At 62.9% G+C, this 22,565-nt stretch carries 20 protein-coding genes; 4 read left to right on the top strand and 16 right to left on the bottom strand.

The features are described from left to right. Positions 1-50 precede the first annotated feature (50 nt). The 3 genes from ACY8GK_RS20955 (at position 51) to ACY8GK_RS20945 (ending at position 2,787) form a co-directional block, all read left to right on the top strand. Positions 51-200 (top strand): hypothetical protein, encoded by a 150-nt coding sequence (locus tag ACY8GK_RS20955; protein ID WP_462401943.1) that lies wholly within the window; start codon positions 51-53, stop codon positions 198-200. After that, complete coding sequence (locus tag ACY8GK_RS20950) at positions 200-682, top strand: DUF6392 family protein (RefSeq protein ID WP_196179491.1); 483 nt, start codon at positions 200-202, stop codon at positions 680-682. The genes ACY8GK_RS20955 and ACY8GK_RS20950 overlap by 1 nt, the downstream gene beginning before the upstream one ends. Before the next feature lie 857 nt (positions 683-1,539). Beyond that, positions 1,540-2,787, top strand: a complete 1,248-nt coding sequence (locus ACY8GK_RS20945; RefSeq protein ID WP_462401942.1) for a ribonucleotide-diphosphate reductase subunit beta — start codon at positions 1,540-1,542, stop codon at positions 2,785-2,787. Between the two features lie 265 nt (positions 2,788-3,052). Here ACY8GK_RS20945 and fdhE read toward each other — a convergent pair whose 3' ends face one another. The 13 genes from fdhE to ACY8GK_RS20880 form a co-directional block, all read right to left on the bottom strand. Next, positions 3,053-3,979, bottom strand: a complete 927-nt coding sequence (gene fdhE, locus ACY8GK_RS20940) for a formate dehydrogenase accessory protein FdhE (protein ID WP_462401941.1) — start codon at positions 3,977-3,979, stop codon at positions 3,053-3,055. Between the two features lie 82 nt (positions 3,980-4,061). Beyond that, the gene (locus ACY8GK_RS20935) at positions 4,062-4,757 is read right to left on the bottom strand and encodes a formate dehydrogenase subunit gamma (RefSeq protein ID WP_196181510.1); all 696 of its coding nucleotides are present in this window, start codon (positions 4,755-4,757) and stop codon (positions 4,062-4,064) included. Further along, a complete protein-coding gene (gene fdxH / locus ACY8GK_RS20930) occupies positions 4,754-5,689 on the bottom strand; it encodes a formate dehydrogenase subunit beta (RefSeq protein ID WP_196181512.1) in 936 nt (311 codons plus the stop codon). Before fdxH ends, ACY8GK_RS20935 begins: the two co-directional genes overlap by 4 nt. After that, positions 5,689-8,763, bottom strand: coding sequence for a formate dehydrogenase-N subunit alpha (gene fdnG, locus ACY8GK_RS20925; RefSeq protein ID WP_462403048.1), 3,075 nt, complete (start codon positions 8,761-8,763; stop codon positions 5,689-5,691). Before fdnG ends, fdxH begins: the two co-directional genes overlap by 1 nt. 233 nt (positions 8,764-8,996) lie before the next feature. After that, a complete protein-coding gene (locus ACY8GK_RS20920; protein WP_462401940.1) occupies positions 8,997-9,854 on the bottom strand; it encodes a DUF6282 family protein in 858 nt (285 codons plus the stop codon). Beyond that, entirely contained in the window at positions 9,851-10,615 is a 765-nt protein-coding gene (locus tag ACY8GK_RS20915; RefSeq protein ID WP_462401939.1) for an alpha/beta fold hydrolase, read from the bottom strand. The genes ACY8GK_RS20920 and ACY8GK_RS20915 overlap by 4 nt, the downstream gene beginning before the upstream one ends. Positions 10,616-10,623: 8 nt before the next feature. Beyond that, positions 10,624-11,619: an NAD(P)H-dependent flavin oxidoreductase gene (locus tag ACY8GK_RS20910; RefSeq protein WP_462401938.1), complete on the bottom strand. Its 996-nt coding sequence runs from the start codon at positions 11,617-11,619 to the stop codon at positions 10,624-10,626. 5 nt (positions 11,620-11,624) lie between these two features. After that, a complete protein-coding gene (locus ACY8GK_RS20905) occupies positions 11,625-12,011 on the bottom strand; it encodes an antibiotic biosynthesis monooxygenase family protein (RefSeq protein WP_196181516.1) in 387 nt (128 codons plus the stop codon). Positions 12,012-12,051: 40 nt separating this feature from the next. Then, the gene (locus ACY8GK_RS20900) at positions 12,052-13,221 is read right to left on the bottom strand and encodes an LLM class flavin-dependent oxidoreductase (RefSeq protein ID WP_462401937.1); all 1,170 of its coding nucleotides are present in this window, start codon (positions 13,219-13,221) and stop codon (positions 12,052-12,054) included. Positions 13,222-13,236: 15 nt separating this feature from the next. Beyond that, positions 13,237-13,935: an RraA family protein gene (locus ACY8GK_RS20895; RefSeq protein WP_196181518.1), complete on the bottom strand. Its 699-nt coding sequence runs from the start codon at positions 13,933-13,935 to the stop codon at positions 13,237-13,239. Then, positions 13,932-15,092, bottom strand: coding sequence for an isocitrate/isopropylmalate dehydrogenase family protein (locus tag ACY8GK_RS20890; RefSeq protein ID WP_462401936.1), 1,161 nt, complete (start codon positions 15,090-15,092; stop codon positions 13,932-13,934). The genes ACY8GK_RS20895 and ACY8GK_RS20890 overlap by 4 nt, the downstream gene beginning before the upstream one ends. Beyond that, positions 15,089-16,114: a beta/alpha barrel domain-containing protein gene (locus ACY8GK_RS20885; RefSeq protein ID WP_462401935.1), complete on the bottom strand. Its 1,026-nt coding sequence runs from the start codon at positions 16,112-16,114 to the stop codon at positions 15,089-15,091. The genes ACY8GK_RS20890 and ACY8GK_RS20885 overlap by 4 nt, the downstream gene beginning before the upstream one ends. Positions 16,115-16,391: 277 nt before the next feature. Next, a complete protein-coding gene (locus ACY8GK_RS20880) occupies positions 16,392-17,300 on the bottom strand; it encodes a LysR family transcriptional regulator (RefSeq protein ID WP_462401934.1) in 909 nt (302 codons plus the stop codon). Positions 17,301-17,559: 259 nt separating this feature from the next. Between ACY8GK_RS20880 and ACY8GK_RS20875 the strand changes: the two genes are divergently transcribed. Beyond that, positions 17,560-18,438 (top strand): LysR family transcriptional regulator, encoded by an 879-nt coding sequence (locus tag ACY8GK_RS20875; RefSeq protein ID WP_462403047.1) that lies wholly within the window; start codon positions 17,560-17,562, stop codon positions 18,436-18,438. A gap of 284 nt (positions 18,439-18,722) precedes the next feature. Here ACY8GK_RS20875 and ACY8GK_RS20870 read toward each other — a convergent pair whose 3' ends face one another. Genes ACY8GK_RS20870 through glcF form a run of 3 tightly spaced genes read right to left on the bottom strand, consistent with a single transcriptional unit; the run spans position 18,723 to position 22,565 of the window. Further along, complete coding sequence (locus tag ACY8GK_RS20870) at positions 18,723-20,897, bottom strand: malate synthase G (protein ID WP_462401933.1); 2,175 nt, start codon at positions 20,895-20,897, stop codon at positions 18,723-18,725. A gap of 15 nt (positions 20,898-20,912) precedes the next feature. Then, positions 20,913-21,314: a heme-binding protein gene (locus ACY8GK_RS20865; protein ID WP_196181522.1), complete on the bottom strand. Its 402-nt coding sequence runs from the start codon at positions 21,312-21,314 to the stop codon at positions 20,913-20,915. A 27-nt stretch (positions 21,315-21,341) separates the two neighbouring features. Continuing rightward, positions 21,342-22,565: a glycolate oxidase subunit GlcF gene (glcF, locus tag ACY8GK_RS20860; RefSeq protein WP_462401932.1), complete on the bottom strand. Its 1,224-nt coding sequence runs from the start codon at positions 22,563-22,565 to the stop codon at positions 21,342-21,344.

The following is a 22,565-nucleotide window of genomic DNA, read 5'->3' as shown; positions in this document are numbered from 1 at the left end:
ACCAAAAATACAGCGAGACTTATGGGTGGCGGAACACAAAAGGCAAGCAGATGCTGGACGCTGAAGATTTGCGTCAAGCAGTCGAAAGCAACTTCGACGCCATCAAGCCCTACATGCTGGAGGAGGGTTTTGAAGACGCATCTCTCGAAGAGGCACGCAGGAGAGTGCACCAGATCAACGAAGAACAGGGGTGGTACTGATGGATGCTGCGACGATCAACAGATGGATAGACAGTATCGGACATACATACGATGTGCTGGTGGTCAACGGGCTGATACCTAACCTGCCTTTGACGCCAATGCTTGGCAGCCCGGACAGCGAGGACCTGCTTCAAAAACCAACGCCCGGCATAACACTTTGGTTTTGCGCAGAGACCAAACGGCTGGAACAGGTGATGATAACCTTGGCGCAGACAGTTGGTCAGCCAGTTTACACGGGGGAGTTGCCAATTCCATTTACACACGGCATGGATCAGCAGACAGTGCGTCGTTTACTAGGCGTGCCGACGGAAATAAAAAAGCCTGTGAAACTTCCGGGTGGGCTAGGCATGCGAGGGGGGGCAGACACGTACCATGCGCATCGTAAAAGACATGCGCCTATCAACATCAGTCTTGGTTACTTGGAGAACCTGAGCGTAAACAATATCAGCTTTTCCTTGTTAACAAAAAGCCAAGGACGTTAAGCAACTCTTGTCACCTGTCAAGACGCTCAGCAAGAAGAGATTCGTAAAGATTATAATTCTTTGATGTCGGACCAGTCACCTCGGTCATTCTTGCCAGACTTTGGTTGCCGAGGTGCTTACCCGTTCCTTGACTGTCCTGGTCTGGGAAAGCCTGGAGTTGAACATCTTCAACAAAGGTTCCGGCTCACCGATGCCTATGCCATCGACCCGACGGTCAGCCTTGTAAATGAAGCGTTGAGCGCCTGCCGCCGCTCAGGCTGAACTGACGCTTTGCTACCGCTCTCGCCCGGCACTTGCACGATGCTTCGTGTCAAAAATGGCCGGAGCTCAAGCCGCTGACCATTCGTCTGACCGGCCAAGAACGTCAGAACAACGTCGTATCCTGCTTCTGGAGCCGGCAGAATTTGACCTGAAGCTGAGTGTCTTCACCTTGCCCCTTGCGTCATAACACTATATCATGTGCCATAAAATTAGAATCAACACTACATATGCTACTTCTGCCTTTCGTGACGCCTTGACAACCCTTACTGACGGGTGCCGGGAATCTTTCCAAAAAGAGATCGGAGATGCGACATGACTGCCCTGAAAAGCTGTTTTCCGCTACAATGCAGCCCCTCAAAAACCGGCCTCGATCACCGGCCACTTCCGATGACCGGATTCTGCCCTCTACGCCTCCAAAGCTAGCGCGCTAACGAAGCCAGTAGCCTGAGCACCACGGCTCGATGGCCAACTCAATCAGAATTCAGGATCTCGCCGGACACCTCGCAAGTAGAGGCTTTGCCTGCGGGATCCCAGTATCACATCATCTTGAAATTCACGGTCGCCCCTGAGGCGGCCCTTATGCGGAGCCAAATATCATGCTGAGCTGGGACGAATTCGACAAGGACGAAAACGAAGCCACCACCAAGGGCACAAGTACCCCTCAAGCCAGCCAGCCGAGCATGGACAAGCTCGACAGCGCCGGCGATGCCGCCGCCCAGGAAGCCCGCGCCGCCACCGCCGCCGACTCCGACGCGGTCAAGCGCGCCAAGGCCGCCCTGGACGAACTCGACATCGCCGAAGGTCTGGCCGAGCTGGAAGGCTCCTCGGCGCGGGTACGCGTCGACGAGAAGCGCATGATCAACTGCCGTGCCGATCTCAACCAGCTGGTGCCTTTCAAGTACGACTGGGCCTGGCAGAAGTACCTCGACGGCTGCGCCAACCACTGGATGCCGCAGGAGGTCAACATGACCGCCGACATCGCCCTGTGGAAGAGCCAGGACGGCCTGACCGAGGACGAGCGCCGCATCGTCATGCGTAACCTGGGCTTCTTCTCCACCGCCGACTCGCTGGTGGCCAACAACCTGGCGCTGGCCGTGTACCGCCTGATCACCAACCCGGAGTGCCGCCAGTACATCCTGCGCCAGGCCTTCGAAGAGGCGATCCACACCCACGCCTACCAGTACTGCATCGAGTCGCTGGGCATGGATGAAGGCGAGATCTTCAACATGTATCACGAGATTCCCTCGGTCGCGAAGAAGGCCGCCTGGGGCCTGAAGTACACCCGCGCCATCTCCGATCCTCAGTTCAACACCGGCACCCCGGAGACCGACAAGGAGCTGCTGCGCAACCTGATCGCCTACTACTGCGTGCTCGAAGGCATCTTCTTCTACTGCGGCTTCACCCAGATCCTCTCCATGGGCCGGCGCAACAAGATGACCGGCGTCGCCGAGCAGTTCCAGTACATCCTGCGTGACGAGTCAATGCACCTGAATTTCGGCATCGACGTGATCAACCAGATCAAGATCGAGAACCCGCACCTGTGGGACGCCGAGATGAAGGAAGAGGCGACCCAGATGATCCTGCAGGGCACCCAGCTGGAGATCGAATACGCACGCGACACCATGCCGCGCGGCGTGCTGGGCATGAACGCGGCGATGATGGAGGACTACCTCAAGTTCATCGCCAACCGCCGCCTGACCCAGATCGGCCTGAAGGAAGAGTACCCAGGGACCACCAACCCGTTCCCGTGGATGAGCGAGATCATGGACTTGAAGAAAGAGAAGAACTTCTTCGAGACCCGGGTGATCGAGTATCAGACCGGTGGGGCGTTGAGCTGGGATTGAGGCGTTAGCGCGGTTCTTTGCGCCGATAGCATGCCACGCACGGCATGCAAGCTAGACAGTCCAATGACTGCCCAGACTGAAGAAGCCACCTGAGCCGACATGGCCTAGGTGGCTTTTGCATGTTCAGGTCCTGCTCGATGCGACATCGGACATTGCTCACCTGTTTGCTCAAGAAAGACCCTGCTCGGTGGCCCTGGCCTGATTTCGACTGCGCGTATCGGTAGATCAGCCGCGCGGCAAGCTTGATCCCCGGAAACGCGCGCCTTCAGTCGCCGACAATGAACAAAGGGTTGTAACCGCTGCGCTGGTAGCTGCCCTGCTCGGCCAGCAGCATATCCAGGGCAAGGCTGGCCAGATCGTCGGCGATCGGCTCGGCGCGCCCCTGGAGCTGACGTTGCATCAGTTTGAGATAGTGCTGGCAATGTCCGCACGCTTCGGCCTGAACTGGCAGGTACGGCCTGCCCTGCTCGTTGTCCAGGCCAAGGTACGACAGCTCGCCGCCGTGATCGCAAACGCTGCAGCGCACGCGCTCCAGATGCCATTGGCTCGAGCAGAGGCTGCAATACAGGTAGCGCAGGCCATCGCGCGGCTGCTCGTCATGGACCACGCTGGCGACCGGCGCCGAGCCGCAACAGGGGCACAAGCCTTGAGCCTTGCGCTCTGGCCTTTGCGGCGCGCGAGGCAACGCCAGGGCCAGGCGCACCCAGGCGACCTGCAGCGCCGCCGCCACCAGAGGCATCAAGCCGCGGTTGGCGCGTTCGCCGGGCCGGCCTTCGAGCACATCGTCGGCCAGGCTCTGCAGCAGGGCTGGCGACGCTGCTCGCAAAGCCTCCAGCAATGGCCGCTGGGCCGCGCCCACGTGCAAGGCCAACGACTCGAGAATGGCCATAAGATCCGTCTGCCAATCGACCACGCGTCGCAACGTCTGGAAGCCCAATGCCGGCAGGCCATGCTCCAGGGCCTGGTCGAAAGCGCCTTCGCCTGGCTGCCAAGCAGGCCTGGCGGCCTGCAAGGCCTGATCCTGGGCTTCTACCAGCCGGGCCATGAACGCCAGGAACTCATCCAGTTCCGGCACCTGCATGACAAGCTCGCGCAGCCGCAATGCCCGCCGACGAAAGACCTGGTCACTGGGCAGCAATACCTGAGGGGCCTCGAGCGTGCCGGTTGGCGCCTGACCGAATACGTGTTCCACGCGAACTCCTGTGAGCGTACTTTCAATGATTGCAATGCCTTGCCAGGTTCGCCAACGCTGCAGAATCGCTGGCGATCCCGGCTCAGCGCCGTTTCGGCTGCGGCGGATCGCTGGGCCCCGGCAGCTGGCTGTCATCGCCCTTGCGTTCGCCACGCATGATCTGCTCGTACCACAGCCCATGATGGTGCTTGGCCCAGGCATGGCTGACTCGCCCCTGGGTCATGGCGCGTATCGAACCTTTGACCCAGATGGCCGAATAGATATGGATGATGAGCGTGATGATCGCCACGAAGGCCGCGTAGCCGTGGATCATCGCTGACCAGCGCAACAGTTCGCGCGGCATCTGGTCGGCAAAATAGGGCCGCCAGATGATCACCCCGGTCACCAGCAGCACTGGAACACAAGCCAGGAACAACCAGTAGACCGCCTTCTGTCCGGCGTTGTTCTGCCCCACCGGCGGCAGCTTCTCGTCGCGGTTGCTCAGTACGTCACCGATCTGCTTGATCCACTGGATATCGTAGGAGCGGAACAGGTTGGCGCGCATGAAGCGTATCGCCTGGATGGCGAAGAACACCGACATGAAGATACCGATGAACGGATGCACGATCCGGGTTTCACCGGGGCCGCCGAACAGTCCGGTCAAGCCGAAGAAGACCGGATGGAACAGCGCCAGGCCACTGAGGCTCAACAGCACGAAACAGGCCGCGATCAGCCAATGGTTGGTGCGCGACCACCAGCCATAGCGCAGGATGCCTTTGCGCACGTTGGAATGACTCATGGTCGATCCTCCCCTCGGCGGTTCTCTTCGAGCGCATCGGCGGACTTGGTCGGGTCGGGGTCGTCCTCGGGTTCCTCCTTCGGGCCCTTGATGATGTAGTGGAAGAACCCGGCCATCACCGATACCCCGAGCGCCACCGACATCAAGGGTTTGGTGATGCCTTTCCACATGTCCACCACCGGGCTGATGTGCGGGTCATTGGGCAACCCGCTGTAGATCTCCGGCTTGTCGGCGTGCTGCAGCACATACATGACATGCGTTCCGCCAACCCCGGCCGGATCATAGACGCCAGCATTCTCGTAGCCACGCTTCTTGAGGTACTCGACCCGCTGGTCGGCACGATCGTGCATGGCTTGCTTGGTACCGAACATGATCGCCGAGGTCGGACAGCTTTTCACGCACGCCGGCTCCAGCCCGTTGAACACCCTGTCCGAGCACAGGGTGCACTTGTAGGCCTTGTTGTCTTGCTTGGACACGCGCGGAATGTTGAAAGGACAGCCGGCCACGCAGTAGCCGCAGCCAATGCAGTGCTCGGAGTTGAAGTCGACGATGCCGTTGGCGTACTGCACGATGGCCCCAGGCGACGGACAAGCCTTCAGGCAGCCGGGATCGGCGCAGTGCATGCAGTTGTCCTTGCGGATCAGCCATTCCAGTTCGCCCTGCTCGTTCTCGTATTCGCTGAAGCGCATCACTTCGAAGGACGAAGGGCTCAGGTCCTGAGGGTTGTTGTAGGTACCGTCGCACTCGCCTACCTCGTCGCGCAGGTCGTTCCATTCCGAGCAGGCGACCTGGCAGGCCTTGCAGCCGATGCACAGTGATACATCGATCAGCTTGGCCACAGGTTCGACGCCGCCGCTGCGAATCTGCGGCGACTGTTCGAGAGTGGCCGAGCGTCGGATGAAGTTCTGGGTGTTCATTTGATCGCCGCGCATCAGGCACTTCCTCCAATCTTCTCGATGTTCACCAGGAACGACTTGAACTCTGGTGTCTGGGTATTACCGTCCCCCACGAATGGCGTCAGGGTGTTGGTCAGGTGAGCCTTGCGGGCCACCCCTGTATAGCCCCAGTGGATCGGAATGCCGACCTGATGCACCGTGCGCCCGTCGATCTGCAGCGGTACCAGCCGCTTGGTGACCACGGCCACCGCTTCGATGAAGCCGCGCTTGGAGCGGACCCGGACGCGGTCCCCGGCCTTGATCCCGAGTTCGTTGCCAAGCGCCTCGCCGATTTCCACGAGCTTTTCCGGCTGCATGATTGCGTTGAGCCGTGCATGCGTGGTCCAGAAATGGAAATGCTCGGTCAAACGATAGGTCGTCGCCGCATAGGGAAACTCCTTGTTGTCGCCAAAGTGCTGGCGATCCTCGGCGAAGACCCGGGCCACGGGGTTATGGACCGCAAGGGCATTGCCTGGATGCAATGGATTGCCATCGATGGGCGATTCGAGCGGCTCGTAGTGTTCCGGGAACGGCCCCTCACCCAGCCACTCGCTGGAAAAGAAGTGCCCGGTGCCGCTTTCAGTGAGGATGAACGGGCCGACGTTGTCCTTGGGCGGCGCGGTGACCGGATAGTCCGGGATGTCGGCGCCGACCCAGCGCTCGCCGCTCCACCAGACCAGGCGCTTGTGCATGGCCCAGGGGGTGCCGTCGGGGCGAGCCGAGGCACGGTTGTAGAGCACCCGGCGATTGAGCGGCCAGGCCCATGCCCAGTTCAAGGTGGTGCCATTGTTGAAGGGGTCGGAGTTGTCGCGGCGATCCATCTGGTTGCCCTGTTCGGTCCAGGCGCCCGAATAGATCCAGCAACCGCAGGCGGTGGTACCGTCGTTGCGCAGTTCGCCGAAATCGTTGAGCAGTTGACCCTTGGGCCGGATGACCCGGCCCTGCCCATCGTCGATATCGGCCAGGGCCCGGCCGTTGTACTCCATGGCCAGCTCGTCGGCACCGGGCTCCTCCAGGTCGCTGTAGCGCCAGGTCAGGTTGAGAATCGGATCGGGGAAGGCGCCGCCCTCTTCCTGGTAGAGCTTGCGCAAGCGGTTGAACAAGGCGCCCATGATCGCGGTGTCGGGACGTGCCTGGCCTGGCGGCGGCGCGGCCCTGAAATGCCACTGCAGCCAGCGTGAACTGTTGGTGATCGAGCCGTTGTCCTCGGCGAAGCAGGTAGTCGGCAGGCGGAACACCTGGGTCTGGATCTGGCTTGGATCGACATCGTTGAAGGTGCCCTGGTTCTTCCAGAATTCGCCGGTCTCGGTGGCCAGCGGATCCATGATGCAAAGGAACTTGAGTTTGGACAGCGCGTCGCTGACCTTGGCCTTGTTGGGGAAGGCGGCGAGGATGTTGAAGCCTTGGCAGAAGGCCCCCGTCATCTTGCCCAAGGTCATGTCGTTGATGGCGTAGAGCACGTCATACAAGGGTTCGCTGAGCTTGGGCAGCCAGTGATAGCACCAGTCGTTTTCGGCGGTGGCCGCATCGCCCCACCAGGCTTTCATCAAGCTGACGAAGAAACGATCGTAGTATTTCCAGTAGGATACCTGGTTAGGCAGTTGCGGCAGCTTGGTGTGTTCCCTGATGTAGTCGTCGTAGTTTTGCAGCTGCACGCCGGCTAGGGTCATGTAGCCCGGCAGCAGGTTCGACAGCAGGCCGATATCGGTCAGGCCCTGGATGTTGGAGTGGCCACGCAAGGCATTGACGCCGCCTCCGGGCATGCCCATGTTGCCCAGCAGCAGTTGCACCATGCAGCCGGCACGGATCATCTGCGACCCGATCGAATGCTGTGTCCAGCCCAAGGCATAGAGAATGGTCATGGTCTTTCCAGGCGCGGCGGTCTGGGCGATCAGGTCCCACAGTTGCAGCACCTTTTCGCGCGGGATGCCGCAAACCTTCTCGACCATCTCCACGGTATAGCGGCGGTAATGCTCGCGCATCAGCTGGAACACGCAGCGCGGATGCTGCAAGGTCGCGTCGACACGCACCTGGCCGTTGGCATCCAGCTCGAAATTCCAGCTTGCCTTGTCGTACTGGTGTCGGCCTTCGTCGTAGCCGACGAACAGCCCGTTGTCGAAACCGAAGCCCTCCTTCACCAGGTGGCTGGCATCGGTATAGGTGCGCACATACTCGTGCTGGTAGCGATCGTTTTCGATCAGGTAGGCGATCAGGCCGCCAAGGAAGACGATGTCCGTGCCGGTGCGGATCCAGGCATGGTAGTCCGCCACTGCCGTGGTGCGGTTGTAGCGTGGATCGATGGAAATCAGGATCGCATCGTTGTGTTCCTTGGCGTGCATGACCCAACGGAAGCCCACCGGATGCGCCTCGGCCGAATTCCCACCCATGGAGAGGATGACATCAGCGTTACGGATATCGACCCAGTGATTGGTCATGGCACCGCGACCGAATGAAGGGGCAAGACCTGCCACCGTCGGAGCGTGTCAGACGCGAGCCTGGTTATCCACCTTGAGCATGCCCAGGCTGCGGGCGATCTTCTGGGTGATGTACGCGGTCTCGTTGGTACAGGCCGAAGCGGCAACCATCGAGGTGGTCATCCAGCGGTTGACCACCCTCCCCTGGTCGTCATGGGTCTCGAAGTGCTGGTCGCGATCGTCCTTCATCAATCGGGCGATGCGGTCGAGCGCTTCATCCCAGCCGATGGTCCGCCAATGGTCGGTGCCTGGCTCGCGCACCTGCGGGTACTTCAGGCGCGATTCGCTCTTGATGAAGTCCAGCACCCCAGCACCGCGCGGGCATAGCGAGCCGCGACTGACCGGGTGGTCCGGGTCGCCCTCGACGTGGAAGACCTCGTTGGTGACATTGAGTGCGTCGTCGCCCCGGGTATACAGCAACATGCCGCAGCCTACCGAACAGTAGGTGCAGACATTGCGGGCAACCTTCGCACCGGTGAGTTTGAAGTAACGAATCGACGCAAGTGCCTCATCCGGGGCGAAACCCATCATGGCCATGCTCGAAGCGCCCATTCCGGCGGCACCTAGCTTGAGAAACTGTCGCCGGGATACATTCATGGTCATGGATGTCTCCTGATGCAGTGCAGATCAACGGTTTCTCGGTTGACTGTAGTCTCATTGAGACAGGTGTCGACGAAGCAACGACCAATGGTCATCCTGGCTCCTGCCTCGATGGCCGCAGGCCGTGACCGCTCCGCCGGACGGCATCGTCCCGGACCACACCGGATTGGCCGCCGCCGAACCCGGCCGGGTTGCTGCCCGCAGGCCTCGCAATAGCCGTCGAAGGTCGCTCAGAACTGCAGCATTTCCAGCGCCCGGCCGCGACATACCCGCTCCTGCCGGGCGGCGTCCAGGCCCATGCGCGCGAACCACGCCTGGCTCTCCCGCCACCAGCGCGATACGTCCGGTTGCGATGGCTGGCCCAGATCCGAACTGTAGATGACACCCGGCACCTGACCCAGTACCTGGGAAAAATCCTCCCAGCCCTGGTAGCCGAGCAGATAGGTCAGCGCCGTCTGCTCGGTATAGACGTTCGGCAGCGCCGCCAGCTCCATCAGCGCCTTGGCATCCAGCCCGGTCAGGGGGCTGGCCGGCTGGTTGAGCATCAGCCGAGGCACATCCAGCCTGACCGCCGCATCCACCAGCAGGCGCACTTCCTCGGCATTGGCGTGACCGGTGGAGACCACGATCGGATGGTCCCGGGCCATGCGCAGGATATCCAGGGTCGCCGAGCCCAGGCGCCCGTCCCGGCTGACAGTCAGCGGCCGCACCGGATGGTCGCGCAGCAAGGCGTGGCCCACCTCGCGCCGCAGCGCCGAGCGATGACTGCGACCGGTGACGGTGGGCAGATGCACGATCAGGCGGGCCGGGCTGTCACCGTGACAGCACAGCGAGCGCTGGACCACCCGATGATCGATGCCGCCAGCGATCTCGTTGAGCACCACCGAACCGGAAACCGGCAGGCCCTCGCGGCGGGCCTCCCAAGCCTGCGCCGCCGTGCAGCCCAGGTGGTTCTTGAGCACCACCCAACCGTCTTCCTTGGCATACAGCCGAGCTGCCTGGAGCGCGCCATGGCGACGGACGAAGGCGTCCGGCCCGGCATGGTAATGCACGTCGATGAACCGCGCCGCGACCAGGGATGTGCTCATGGCTGCACCTGCGGCTTGATATGCAAGGTGTCAGCCATTGCCGCGACGATTTCCTGAAGATGCTCAGGCAGCGGACGCATGCCCGCCCCGGCGATCTCCAGCTGTCGGTGGGCAGGGTTGGCGGTCAGGCGTACATTGACCTGGCGTACCAGTTGCGATTGCTGCCCATGGATACTCAACACGGGCTTGTCGAAGCGGTCGAGGATCTGCGCGAGGTCCAACCCCCTGAGCATGTCGAAGCCTTCGCTCAAGCGGCGCATCCTTCGAGGGTCGGCCCCGCATTCGATTCGCGCTGGCAGCGAAGGTGCCGCAGTACCCGCCGGCTGCACCCGATACGCCAACAGATGCAAGGCCTCTGTCATCTTGCCGGCACGGGCGAGCCTGGCCATTTCGCCCAGCCGCTGTTCGAGCAGGGCGTCAGCGCGGGTGGGTGCCGATATCAGCAGGACATTATCGACCTGTCGGGCCAATGGCATACCGAGCAGCGCCTGCGCCAAGCTCCCGCCCAAGGCGTTTCCAGCCAGCAGGCTGATCGGCCCGAGCGCCTGCAAATGCGACGACCAACGATGGGCATAGACAGCTAGCGAACAGCTGTCTTCGTCGAGCAGCGAAAGCGTATCGAAGATCCGCACGCGATAGTCGCAGCCAACCAGATGATCGGTGAGCGGTGCGAAGAACGCGCCCTCGTCCCATTCAGGCATCACCGGAGACATGACCACCGCAAGGTGCGAGCCGTTACCGAAAGTTCTGCTGATAGGCACGGGGGCATTCACAGACCTGTCTCTCCACCGAGCCGAGTGGATAGCTGCAGGTGCTGGAGGCGCTCCACGGTTTGCTCGACCAGCGAATGCACCAGTTGCCCGGCGGTACGTATGTCGTTGACCAGGTCCAGCACCTCTCCGGCCCATATCACCCGTTGCTCGAGGTCATCCTCCCGCACGGCGCGGGCGAAGGCTTCGCCAACGGCGGCCGGCGCCTGCCGCAGAGCCTCGTCGCGACCCAGCCAGCGCGCGGAGAACTGGTTGGCGAGCGCCCGGCCGCTGTAGGATGCCGGCCAGTCGATGCCGCGCACCAGGTCGAAGATGCGCGTGCGGATCGTTTGCGCGGTCGCGCTTTCGATCAGCTTGCGCTTGTAGGCAGCGCTCGGTAGCGCTTCTTCGGTGGCCAGCATGCGCGTGCCAAGCATGGCGCCATCGGCGCCCAGCGCCAGTGCCGCGGCCAGGCCCCGGCCGTCGGCGATCCCGCCGGCGGCGATCAACGGATAGTCGGCCGGCACCAGATCGCGCACCACTGGCAGCAACGCCATCAGCCCGCGCTCGAGGCTGTGCCCTCCGGCTTCGGCGCCTTGCACGATCAGGGCATCGGCTCCAGCATCCAGGGCCTGGCGTGCCTGGTCGGGTTCATGGACCTGCACGATAGCCTTGGCGCCCCGTTCATGGATGAGCGGGATGAACGGCCGCGGATCGCCGAACGAAAGCGCGATCACATCGGGGCGGTAGCTCAAGGCCAGGTCCAGCACACGCATCTGCTTGACGACCGTGAACATCACCAGGCCCACGCCCCAGGGTTCACGCACGTCGCGCATGGCTGGCAATTGCGCCTGCATCCAGGCTTCGTCGCCATAGCTGGCCCCCACCAGTCCCAGCCCGCCAGCGTTGGAAACCGCTGCCGCCAGGCGCGCCCCGGAAGCGCCACCCATGGGCGCGAGCACCACCGGATGGCGCAGCTTGAAGGCGCGCGTCAAGGTTGTCTGCAATGCACTCATGCCGGTCAACCCCGTTCCAGGGGCAATGCCCCATTGGTGGTCAGCACGGGAGCGGCGGGGATGAAATGCTCGACCGTGTACAGGTGATATTCCCAGCTGCCGTATTGCTTCAAGCCGTTGTAGCGACCAAGGAACTCAGGGTCCTGGAACAGCGACTCGAACTCCGCCCTGCTGCTCCATTGCGCCTGGTTGATGACGGTCTTGCCATCACTGCTCTTGAACAGACGGCTCCACCTGAAGGACGGATAGGTACGCGCGACGTAGCTGACGGTATCCCAAAGGACTTCAAGCGCCTTGTCCTGCTGGCCGTCATGCACATGTACGACATTGACGAGAAAGATGGCGTCCTTTTCATCGGCGCCTGGCACATCGAAGGGAGGAAGCTTGCTCATCTCATGCTCCTGGGCATTGACGTGGAAGATGGGCCGAGACTCACAGGGATACCTCGTGGGACAAGGCAGCGGTGGCCGGCCGGCGTTGGCCGGATTGCTCCATCAGGGGCAGGACCTCGGCGACGAACCGCTGCAACCCGCTGCGGTAATCGAGCCAGGTCAGGTTCAGCCCATCGACGCCGAGCTGCGACCAGCGCTGCATCTGCTCGACGATCATCGGCGCGGTACCGACCAGCGGTACGCCGGCGAAGCCGGCCTTGAAGTGGAAACGAAAGCGCTCGGCATCGCTCTGGTCCTTGAACATGCCGCTCTGGATGCCGATTTCCTGGGTGACATTGTCCAACGCGGCGTCATCGCCGTGCTGGTTGACGTAGTAGTCCAGTTTCCTGCGTGCCTCGGCCAGGCTGTCTTCCTGCACGACGTAGGCATACACCCAGACCTGAATCCGACGGCCGAACTCCAGGCGTGCCTGATCACGGTAGGCACGTATCCGGGCGCGAATGACGTCGTCGTCGTCCTCGTGCTTGAGGATCAGGTAGGCGGCATCGCAGTGCTGCGTGCAGAAACGTCGCCCGCGCGCAGAGCCGCCGGCGTTCATCAGGAACGGTCGATTGAGCGGCTTGGGTGCCGAGAAGGCTTGATCGATGGTGAAGAACCGGCCCTTGTAATCGAAGTAGCCCGGGTCTTCCCACGCCAGGCGAGCGATGGCCAGCCATTCGTCGGCGTGGTCGTAGCGCTGGTCATGCTCGCGCTGTCGACCCTCGAACATGGCCATCTCGCGGCCGAACCAGCCACAGATCATGTTAAGACCGAAGCGTCCGCCGCTGATATGGTCGATCGTGGCGGCCTGCTTGGCGGCGAACAGCGGGTGCACGGTGGACAGGTGCGAGGTGGCGAACACGGCGATCTGCTCGGTGACCGAAGCCAGCCCGGCTGCCCAGGTGTAGGTTTCGAAGGACACGCCCATCGGATTGCTCTGGCCTCCCCAGCCACGCCAGCGCCCGACCGGTAGCAGCAGTTCCAGCCCTGCGCGGTCGGCCATCTGGGCGATTTCCAGGTTGAGGTTCCAGTTGGCCGCCTGGTGCCGCTCCGGGGCGCTCGTCAGGGTGCAGCCGCCTTCGATGTTGAAGCCGAAGACACCTAGCTTGATCCGATTGGTACTGCTACGTACAGGGTTGGGCTTGCGAATCACGGGGGCCAGCACGGTCATGGCGGTTTCCTTTTCTCAAGCAGGGGTGCGCTTGTTCTCGGCGGTCAGCCAGGGTTGGTCGTAGCGGTGGAGCGCGCGGGCTCGCTCGAGCGACAGGCCTTGGGCGATGCTGGCAATGATGTCGCGCTCGGTGCGTTCCACTGCCTGGGCACGACGTACCACTTCTTCGGCATGCTGGCGCGGTATGACCAGGCATCCGCTGCTGTCGCAGGCCACCAGGTCGCCGGGGGCGATCCTGACCCCATCGATATCCAGAGGAATCTGGGTGGCCTTGAGCTGCGCGCGATTCTTCGCCGACTTCATGTAGCGAGCCCGGCTGAACAGCGGATAGCCAAGCCGTTGCAAGGTATCGATGTCACGGGCCGCGCCATCGATGACCGTGCCGCGAATGTTCCGGCGCACGGCCACCTGGGTCAGGATGTCGCCCCAGGTGGTGCAGTCGCAGCGGCCGGGGTTGCTCGACACGATCACGGCATCGGCCGGTACCGCATCGATGTAGTTGGCTGCGTTGCGAAACCCCGTGCCCTGCTCGACCGGTTCGTACAGCACGGTGAAGGCGAAGCCGCAGCAGCGGGTGCCAGGCACCTGCTGGGCGATCCCGGCCAAGCCGCCGTCCAGGCTGAGACTGTCCATGGCGTCGGAGAGCGCCGCGGTGTCCAGGCGTTCGCAGGCGAGCAGCAAGGCGCGTTCGTCCATCGAGAAAGGGGCAATCATGCTGGAACTCCCGAGGTGGCAGGGGCGACGGAAGATTGCGCACGTGCGCAAAGGGACTGGCTGAGTTCGATGATGCGCCCGGCCACTTCACGGGTGCCGGCTCGCCCACCGAGGTCATAGGTGCGCAGATCGCTGCGCATCACCTGTTTCACCGCTGCTCGTATGGCTTGGGCAGCATGCCCATGGCCAAGGTGGTCGAGCATCAGCGCCGTGCTCAGGAACATCGCCGACGGATTGGCCTTGTCGAACCCGGCGTAGGTCGGCGCACTGCCATGCACCGGCTCGAAATAGGCGGTGCCTTCACCAAAATTGGCGCTCGGCGCGAGGCCGAGACCGCCCATGAGCCCGGCACCGAGGTCCGAGAGAATGTCACCGAACATGTTTTCGGCCACGATCACGCCAAAACGCTCCGGTCGGCGGACCATCCACATGGCGACCGCGTCGACGTTCTCGATGCAGGCATGTATCTGTGGGTAGTCGGCGGCGGTTTCCTCCAGGATCTGGCGCACGAAGGCACCGCTGTGGCGCAGCACGTTCGGCTTGTCGGCCAGGGTCAGGCGATCGAAGCCATTGGCCACGGCATGTTCGAAGGCGAAGCGCAGCAGCCGGGCAACACCATGCCGGGTCTGCAGCCGCAGCGTGACTGCGGCATCCTCGCGGCCGGTGCGGGTCCAGGCCGCGCCATGGCGCTCGCGTTGTTCGAGCAACGGCTCGACCGCCTCTGGCACATGGGCGAAGTCCAACCCGGCGTACAGCCCCTCGGTATTCTCGCGGATGACGGTGAAGCGAAAGCGCTCATCCAGAATGTCGTCGATGGGCCTGACATTGGCGAACAGTCCCAGCCGTTGCCGCAGCTGGATGACTGGCGACAGATAGTGCCGCGACACCGAGCGCAGATGCACCGGCAGCTCGGCCTGGGCCTCGTGCAGGGGCTTGCTGGTGATGGCGCCGAGCAGCGTGGCATCGCTCTGGCCGATCGCTTGCCAGGTCGCGGCCGGTACGCTGTCGCCCTCGCCTCGCCAGCACGCCCAGCCGATTTCGCCCAAGCGCAGCTCGATGGGCAGCGCCAGGGCCTGGAACACCGGCAGCACGGCCTCGGTCACCTCGATGCCGATCCCATCGCCAGGCAATACGCAGACATGCTGCAGGCCGCTCATGCCCAGCCACCTTGGGCAAGCCGCGGCGCTTCGATGCCATGGCCAAGGCTGGGACCAGACGTACAGCGACGCTCCTGCCGTTGTTCATGCAAGGCCCGCATGGCATGGAACTCCGAAGCAGCCAGGCCGTTGGCGACGAGACCGCGCGCCTGCGCCTGGGTGTCGAAAGACAGGTCATAGGTGGCGGTGAGCACGTCCAGCAGCGAGGCGGGCAAATGGCTGAGCGGTACCTGCTCGGCTGTGTGTTGGGACAGGTTCAGCAGCTCGACCAGGTCGTAGGCAGTGCGCAAGCCGGCTCGCTGCAGATACGCGACGAACATGCCCAGGTGCAGGTTGCCGGCGCCCTTGCCCATGCCGCAGATCGATGTGTCGATATACTCGGCCCCTGCCTCGACGGCAGCGATGGCGTTGGCCAAGGCCAGGGACAGGTTGTTGTGGGCATGGAACCCCAGCGGTATCAGTACCCGGCGGGATATGCGGCCAATTAGCCGGTCCACGTCGGCAGGGATCATGCTGCCATTGGAATCGGCGAAGGTCAGGATATCGGCGCCGGCGTTCTCGGCGCGCAGACACATGTCGGAGATGATGGCCGGTTGCAGCTGCGTGACATGGGTGATGTTGGCACTGACTTGCAGGCGATGCGCCTTGGCCCGGGCCATGCACGCGAGCCCTTGCTCCAGGCGCGAGGGGCGAAGGCACACACGCACCATCTCCACACCGGCGTCATGGAGCATGACAAGGTCTTCATCGCTGACATGCTGCGGGTGGACCATCACGACCAGGCCGATACGATCGGCAGCAGCGTCTCGCAGCAGGTGAAGATAACGGGCATCGACCTTTGCCGTCATGCCGAAGGCTGGATCGTCCTGATACGGCCCCTTGCAGTAGCCGACTTCGCAGTATTCGATACCTGCACTGGCAAGTTGGGAAATCGCGCTCTGGGCATACGCTTCGGAGAACTGGAAGTTATTGCGATAACCGCCGTCGCGCAGTGTTACATCCACGACCTTGATTCGATTCATTTTTTCAATCCTTCCCCGTGGCACACGAAACGACGCACAGGGCATTCGAGGATGCCTGCCTCATTCGAAACGTGATCGCTAATCCGGCAAGTTGATCAACGTCGGACGTTGATTTGCAAAGGTTGAAACCTGACGAGAGTTCTAGTTCTGCATGACACCGGGTTCATGGTGCGGTGCACGGCGGGTCGAGTAAACTGCCATTACAACGATATCGCTGTTAAAAAATTCACATCTTTCCTGGCCTGTTTCCTGCTTGAACCGATGTGTCTCAACTAAGCTACACAGCTGTTTCACAATTGAAGCAATTGGCGACGAACTTTACGAGTTGCCGAACCACAGGTACATGCCGGATGTCCTGATGCACGGTCAGCCAGAGATCACTGCTCAGGCGCGTCTGTTCCAAGGCCACGCGCTCGAGCGCGTAGTTGCGTCGGTCAGCGATGCAGCAAGGCAGCAAGGCGATGCCGACCCCCGCTTGCGCGGCCGCGGCCAGCACGTCCAAGGAGCTGGCGCGGAGCACGACCGGACGATCCTGGGCTACGTGGCTCAGCCATTCCTGCGCCAGACCGTCTTCATGTTCGTCATAGGCGAGGAACTCGTAGTCTCGCGCCTGGCGATCGAGCAGATAGCCCAGGGAGGCGAAAAAGCCGAACTCCCGTACAGCGATCTTGCGTGCCACCAGCTCGCTTTCGGTCGGCCGTCCCCAACGCAAGGCAACGTCGGCTTCGCGCTTGACCAGGCTGGCTACCTGGGTCTCGGCGCGAAGGCGCAAGTTCAGCAAAGGGTACTGCCTGCGCAGGCCGTCGAGTTTCGGCGCGATCACGTGTGTCGCCAGCGAAGGAGGTACGCTGAGGGTGATGGTCGTCAGTTGCTCGGTCTGGATCCCGTAGGCAGCGTGGCTGATCGCGCAGGCTTGCGCCTGCATGTGCTGGCCCAGCCCGGCGATGCGCTCACCACTGGTTGTGAGTTCGTACTTGCGGCTGCGCCGGTCGACCAGACGCACGTTCAGCGACTGCTCGAGCGCGGCGATGCGCCTGGCGACGGTCGCATGCTCCACCTGCAGCGAACGGGCGGCTCCGGCCAGCGACTGGTATTGGCAGAAAGTCAGGAAGAAACGCAGGTCTTCCCAGCAGAACGAAGCATTGGCCTCGTCGAGTCGAGCGGGCGATACGTGGCACATGTCCATCCCGAAACGCTCCTTGGTACTAGCCGAACAACGGATTGAAACACCGACACGCGCCACCCTTGGCGACGCTCAGGTGGCAAGCCAGCGTCCAGGTCGCTCGCTGCCAAAGGGCAAACCGATACCAAGCGAGGATTTTCTCGCGGCGGGCAAGTCCTTACGATGGATCTGGTTGGATCCTATATTTCAAAACTGCACGGAAAAAGCGGCCGTCATTCCGAACATTCAGGATCGATCTGTCCGCAATGAAAGGTGGCAACCAATGGAAAGACTCAACGGGATCGTGCTGTTCGTCCGGGTCGCCCAAGCCGGCAGCTTCGTGGCTGCCGGACGATTGCTAGGTATCTCGGCCTCGGCGGTCGGCAAAGGCATCGCCAGGCTCGAACAACGACTCAACATCAGATTGTTTCATCGTAATACGCGCAGCCTGCACCTGACGGCCGAGGGCAGCTTGTTCCTGGCGCGCTGCCAACGCATTCTGGAGGAACTTGACGCTGCCGAGGTGGAGCTTTCGCAGTCCATCGAACAACCCTGTGGGCGCCTGCGCGTGAGCGTACCGCTGGCGGGACAGTTCATGCTCTCGCTGCTTGCCCGTTTCATGGCGCAGTACCCGCAAGTCCAGCTGGAGCTGGATTTCAGCGATCGTCTGGTGGATGTCATCGAGGAAGGCTTCGATGCGGTCATCCGCACTGGGGCCCTGCGCGATTCGCGCCTGGTATCGCGCCACCTAGGCACTTATGATTTTCATTTGGTGGCGGCACCGGCGTACCTGCAACGGCGTGGCATACCGCGCCAGGTCACGGACCTGGTCGAGCATGCCTGTCTGTTCTACCACCTGTCTGCCACAGGGCGTCTCGAACGCTGGCCGCTGGAAGATCCCGATGACTGCACCTGGCAAAGCTTGCCGAAGACCATGATCTGCAACCATCTGGACATGCTCATCACCGCTGCCATCGCGGGCCAGGGGATCGCGTGCGTACCCGGCCGCGCAGTGCGTCAGGCGTTGGCCGAGGGAACCTTGCAGCCATTGCTGCTGGACAAGGTGAAGAGCGACATCCACTTCAGCGTCATGTGGCCTTCCCATCCCTTCATCACACCGAAGTTGCGTTGTTTGGTGAATTTTCTTTCCGAACACATCTAGACATGGTAAAGGGGCCTGCCCCGGCAGAAACTGATGCGCAAAGGCACGCTCTTCCACGCCAGGGGCTGGTCAACAGGCGACCCGGTTTGCGCCGGCTCGCCCAGGCACGTCGCTGCTGTCATGGGATTCGCCCGCTGTAGGCTAAAGCTCGCCTCGGCAACGCTGGATGCAGACAAGCTGAGGCGTTGAACGCCCCCCTGGGCGAGCAGCGGGCCGCCGTCGACCACATGCCAAGCGAAGCGGGCGCGGCCGCGCCCTGCCTGGGCACGGCCGCGCATCGCCGCCTACCGCTGGGCCTTGGCCTTCAGACGGAAGCGATGCAGCAATGGCTCGGTGTAGCCGCTCGGCTGCGAAGTGCCTTCGAACACCAGCGCGCAGGCGGCCTGGAAGGCCACGGAGTTGGCGAAGTTCTCGGCCATCGGGCGGTACTGGGGATCGCCCTGGTTCTGCTGGTCGACCTTCATGGCCATGCGTTCGAGGGTTTCGCTCACCTGTGCACGGTCGATCACCCCGTGGTGCAGCCAGTTGGCCATGTGCTGGCTGGAAATGCGCAAGGTGGCGCGGTCTTCCATCAGCCCGACATCGTGGATGTCCGGCACCTTGGAGCAGCCGATGCCCTGCTCGACCCAGCGCACCACATAGCCGAGCAGGCCCTGCGCATTGTTGTCCAGCTCTTCGGCGATCTCCTGGGCGCTCCAGGCAGGCGCCTCGACCACGGGTACGCTGAGCAGCCCATCGAGCAAAGCCGGGCGCTCGGCCTCGAGGTCGGCCTGGCTCAGCTCGGCCTGTACCTGGCGCACGTCGAGCTGGTGATAGTGCAACGCATGCAAGGTGGCGGCGGTGGGCGAAGGCACCCAGGCGGTGCTGGCACCGGCCTGCAGATGGCCAATCTTCTGTTCGAGCATGGCTGCCATTTGGTCCGGCATGGCCCACATGCCCTTGCCGATCTGCGCGCGGCCACCCAGGCCGCAGGCCAGGCCGACGAGCACGTTGTTGCGCTCGTACGCCTTGATCCATGGGGTGTTCTTCATATCGCCCTTGCGCAGCACCGGACCGGCCTGCATGACGCTATGAATCTCGTCGCCAGTGCGGTCGAGAAAACCGGTATTGATGAAGGCGACCCGCGCCGAGGCGGCTCCGATACAAGCACGCAGGTTGATGCTGGTGCGCCGCTCCTCGTCCATGATGCCCATCTTCAGCGTATGCGGCGCAATGTCCACCAGCGTCTCGACCCGGCCGAACAGCTCGTTGGCGAAGGCCACCTCGGCCGGCCCGTGCATCTTCGGCTTGACGATATAGATGGAACCGCGCCGGGAATTGCGCCGGGCCGTCAGGTCGCGCTTGGCGATCAACGTGGTGACCACCGCGTCGAGAATCCCTTCGGGGATCTCCTTGTCACCCTCGTAGAGGATCGCCGGGTTGGTCATCAGGTGGCCGACATTGCGCACGAACAGCATCGAACGGCCTGGCAGGGTCAGGTTCGCCCCCTTGCCGGTCAGGTACTCGCGATCCGGATTGAGGCGGCGCACGAAGGTACTGCCGGATTTGCTGATCGCCTCTTCCAGGGTGCCGGACATCAGCCCCAGCCAGTTGCGGTAGACCTGCACCTTGTCCTGGGCATCGACAGCGGCCACCGAGTCCTCGCAATCGAGGATGGTGCTCAAGGCCGCCTCGAGCAGCAAGTCCTTGACGCCGGCCTTGTCGCTGCGGCCAATGGGGTGATGCTTGTCGATCTGGATTTCCACATGCAGGCCATGATGTTTCAACAGCACGGCAGAAGGCGCATCGGCGTCGCCCTGGTAGCCGACGAATGCTGCCGGCTCGGCGAGCCTGGCCTGTCCATCGGCCAGGCGGGCGACCAGCGCGCCATCTGCGATGCGGTAGCCTTGCACCTGGGCATGGCTGCCCGTGGTCAAGGGCGCGACCTGATCGAGGAACGCCTTGGCCAAGGTGATGACCTTGGCGCCCCTGATCGGGTTGTAGCCGCTACCCTTCTCGGCACCGTCGGCTTCGCTGATCGCATCGGTGCCGTACAAGGCGTCATACAGCGAGCCCCAGCGGGCGTTGGCTGCGTTCAAGGCGTAGCGCGCATTGGACATTGGCACGACCAGCTGCGGACCGGCCTGGATCGCCAGCTCGTCATCGACATTGGCGGTGGTCGCCTGGACAGACGGATCATCGGCTACCAGGTAGCCGATGTCTTGCAGGAATTCGCGGTACTGCGCCATGTCGCGGATCGGCCCTGGATGCTCGGCGTGCCAGCGATCCAGTTCGGCCTGCAACCGGTCGCGCTCGGCGAGCAGCTCCTGGTTTCTCGGGGCCAGCTCATGCACCAGCGCATCGAAGCCGGACCAGAAGCGCTCGGCCTCGATGCCGCTGCCCGGCAATGCTTCGTCCTCGATGAACGAGGCGAGCTCGGGGGCGACCTGCAGGCGGTGACGGGTGATTCGTGTAGTCATGTTCGCTTTCCTTGTTCAGTCCAGACTGCGAGTGCCAGCGAACGCGACCTGTGCGTCCTGTTCGGCCTTGACCCCGGAAACTCCGACCGCGCCGATCACCTGGCCGTCGACCTGCACCGGCACGCCACCTTCCAGGGAAGTCAGCAGCGGCGCCGAGAGAAACGCCGTGCGTCCGCCGTTGACCATCTCTTCGTAGCCTTTCGATTCGCGTCGGCCCAGCGCGGCGCTACGGGCCTTTTCCAGGGCGATGTAGGCGCCGATCGGCGCACAGCCATCGAGGCGTTCCAGGGCCAGCGGATGGCCGCCATCGTCGACCACGGCGATCGCCACCTGCCAACCGTTGGCCTGGGCCTCGGCACGGGCGGCCGAGAGGATCCGGTTGACGTCTGCTTGCTGGAGTACTGGCTTGGTGAGCATCTTGCGTCCTCGTGATGATCGATGGTTTCAAGTCTGTGGCAGGGCCTGGTCGACCAGTTCGATCCAGTGTCGCACCGGGGTGCGTCCGGGACCGTCCAGGTGAACCTGGCAGCCGATGTTGGCCGTGGCGATGACCTGGGGCGAGCCGCTTTCCAGGGCATTGAGCTTGTTGTCGCGCAACTGGCGGGACAGCTTGGGCTGGGTCACCGAGTAAGTGCCGGCGGACCCACAGCATAGATGACTGTCGGGCACGACGGTCAGGTGAAAGCCGAGCCGCTCGAGTACGTCCTCGACCGCGCCACCGAGCCGCTGGGCATGTTGCAAGGTACATGGGCAGTGAAAGGCGACCTTGAGCTGGGGGTCGAGCCCAAGATCCTGCAAGGGCGCGCTGCGCATCACTTCGACCAGGTCCAGGGTCATCTCGCTGACCCGCCGGGCTTTCTGCGCGTAGGCTGGGTCGTCTCGCAGCAGATGGGCGTAGTCCTTGACGAATGCCCCACAGCCGCTGGCGGTCATGACGATCGACTCGGCGCCGGCCTCGATGGCTGGCCACCAGGCGTCGATGTTCGCCCGGGCCCGCTCGAGCCCGGCCTGTTGAGCGTTGAGGTGGTAGTCCACGGCACCGCAGCAGCCGGCCTTGCGGATCGGCCGCACGCTGATACCGAGCCGATCCAGCACGCGCGTGGCCGCCGCGTTGGTGTTGGGCGACAGGCCCGGCTGGACGCAACCTTCGAGCATCAGCACCTGGCGGGGGTGGCGAACCGCTGGACGTGCGCCGGCGCCATGCATCTGGACTGGAACCTTGGCTTTCAGGGCCTGCGGCAACAGCGGGCGCAGTGCCCTGCCGGTACGCAGCAGGCTGCCGAACAGCGCTGGATTGGGCAGCACCGCGCGCAGCCCCGTGCGCAGCAAGCGCTCGCCCAACGGGCGCGGTACCGCCTCTTCGACCACGGCCCGGCCGATGTCCAGCAGGTTGTGATAACGCACTCCGGACGGACAGGTCGATTCGCAGTTGCGGCAGGTCAGGCAGCGGTCGAGGTGCTCGAGCGTCCTGGCGGTGGGCTTGTTGCCCTCGAGCACTTGCTTCATCAGATAGATGCGGCCTCGTGGGCCATCGAGCTCGTCGCCCAGCAGCTGGTAGGTAGGGCATGTGGCGTTGCAGAAGCCGCAGTGCACGCAGCTGCGCAGGATCGCTTCGGCTTCCTCGGCCTGGGGCAGGGCCCGGGCCTGTTCGCTCAGGTGTGTCTGCAT

It is taken from the genome of Pseudomonas sp. Marseille-QA0332, assembly GCF_054950175.1.
Note: the sequence above shows the minus strand (reverse complement) of the source record. Positions and strands in the feature narration are given on the sequence as shown.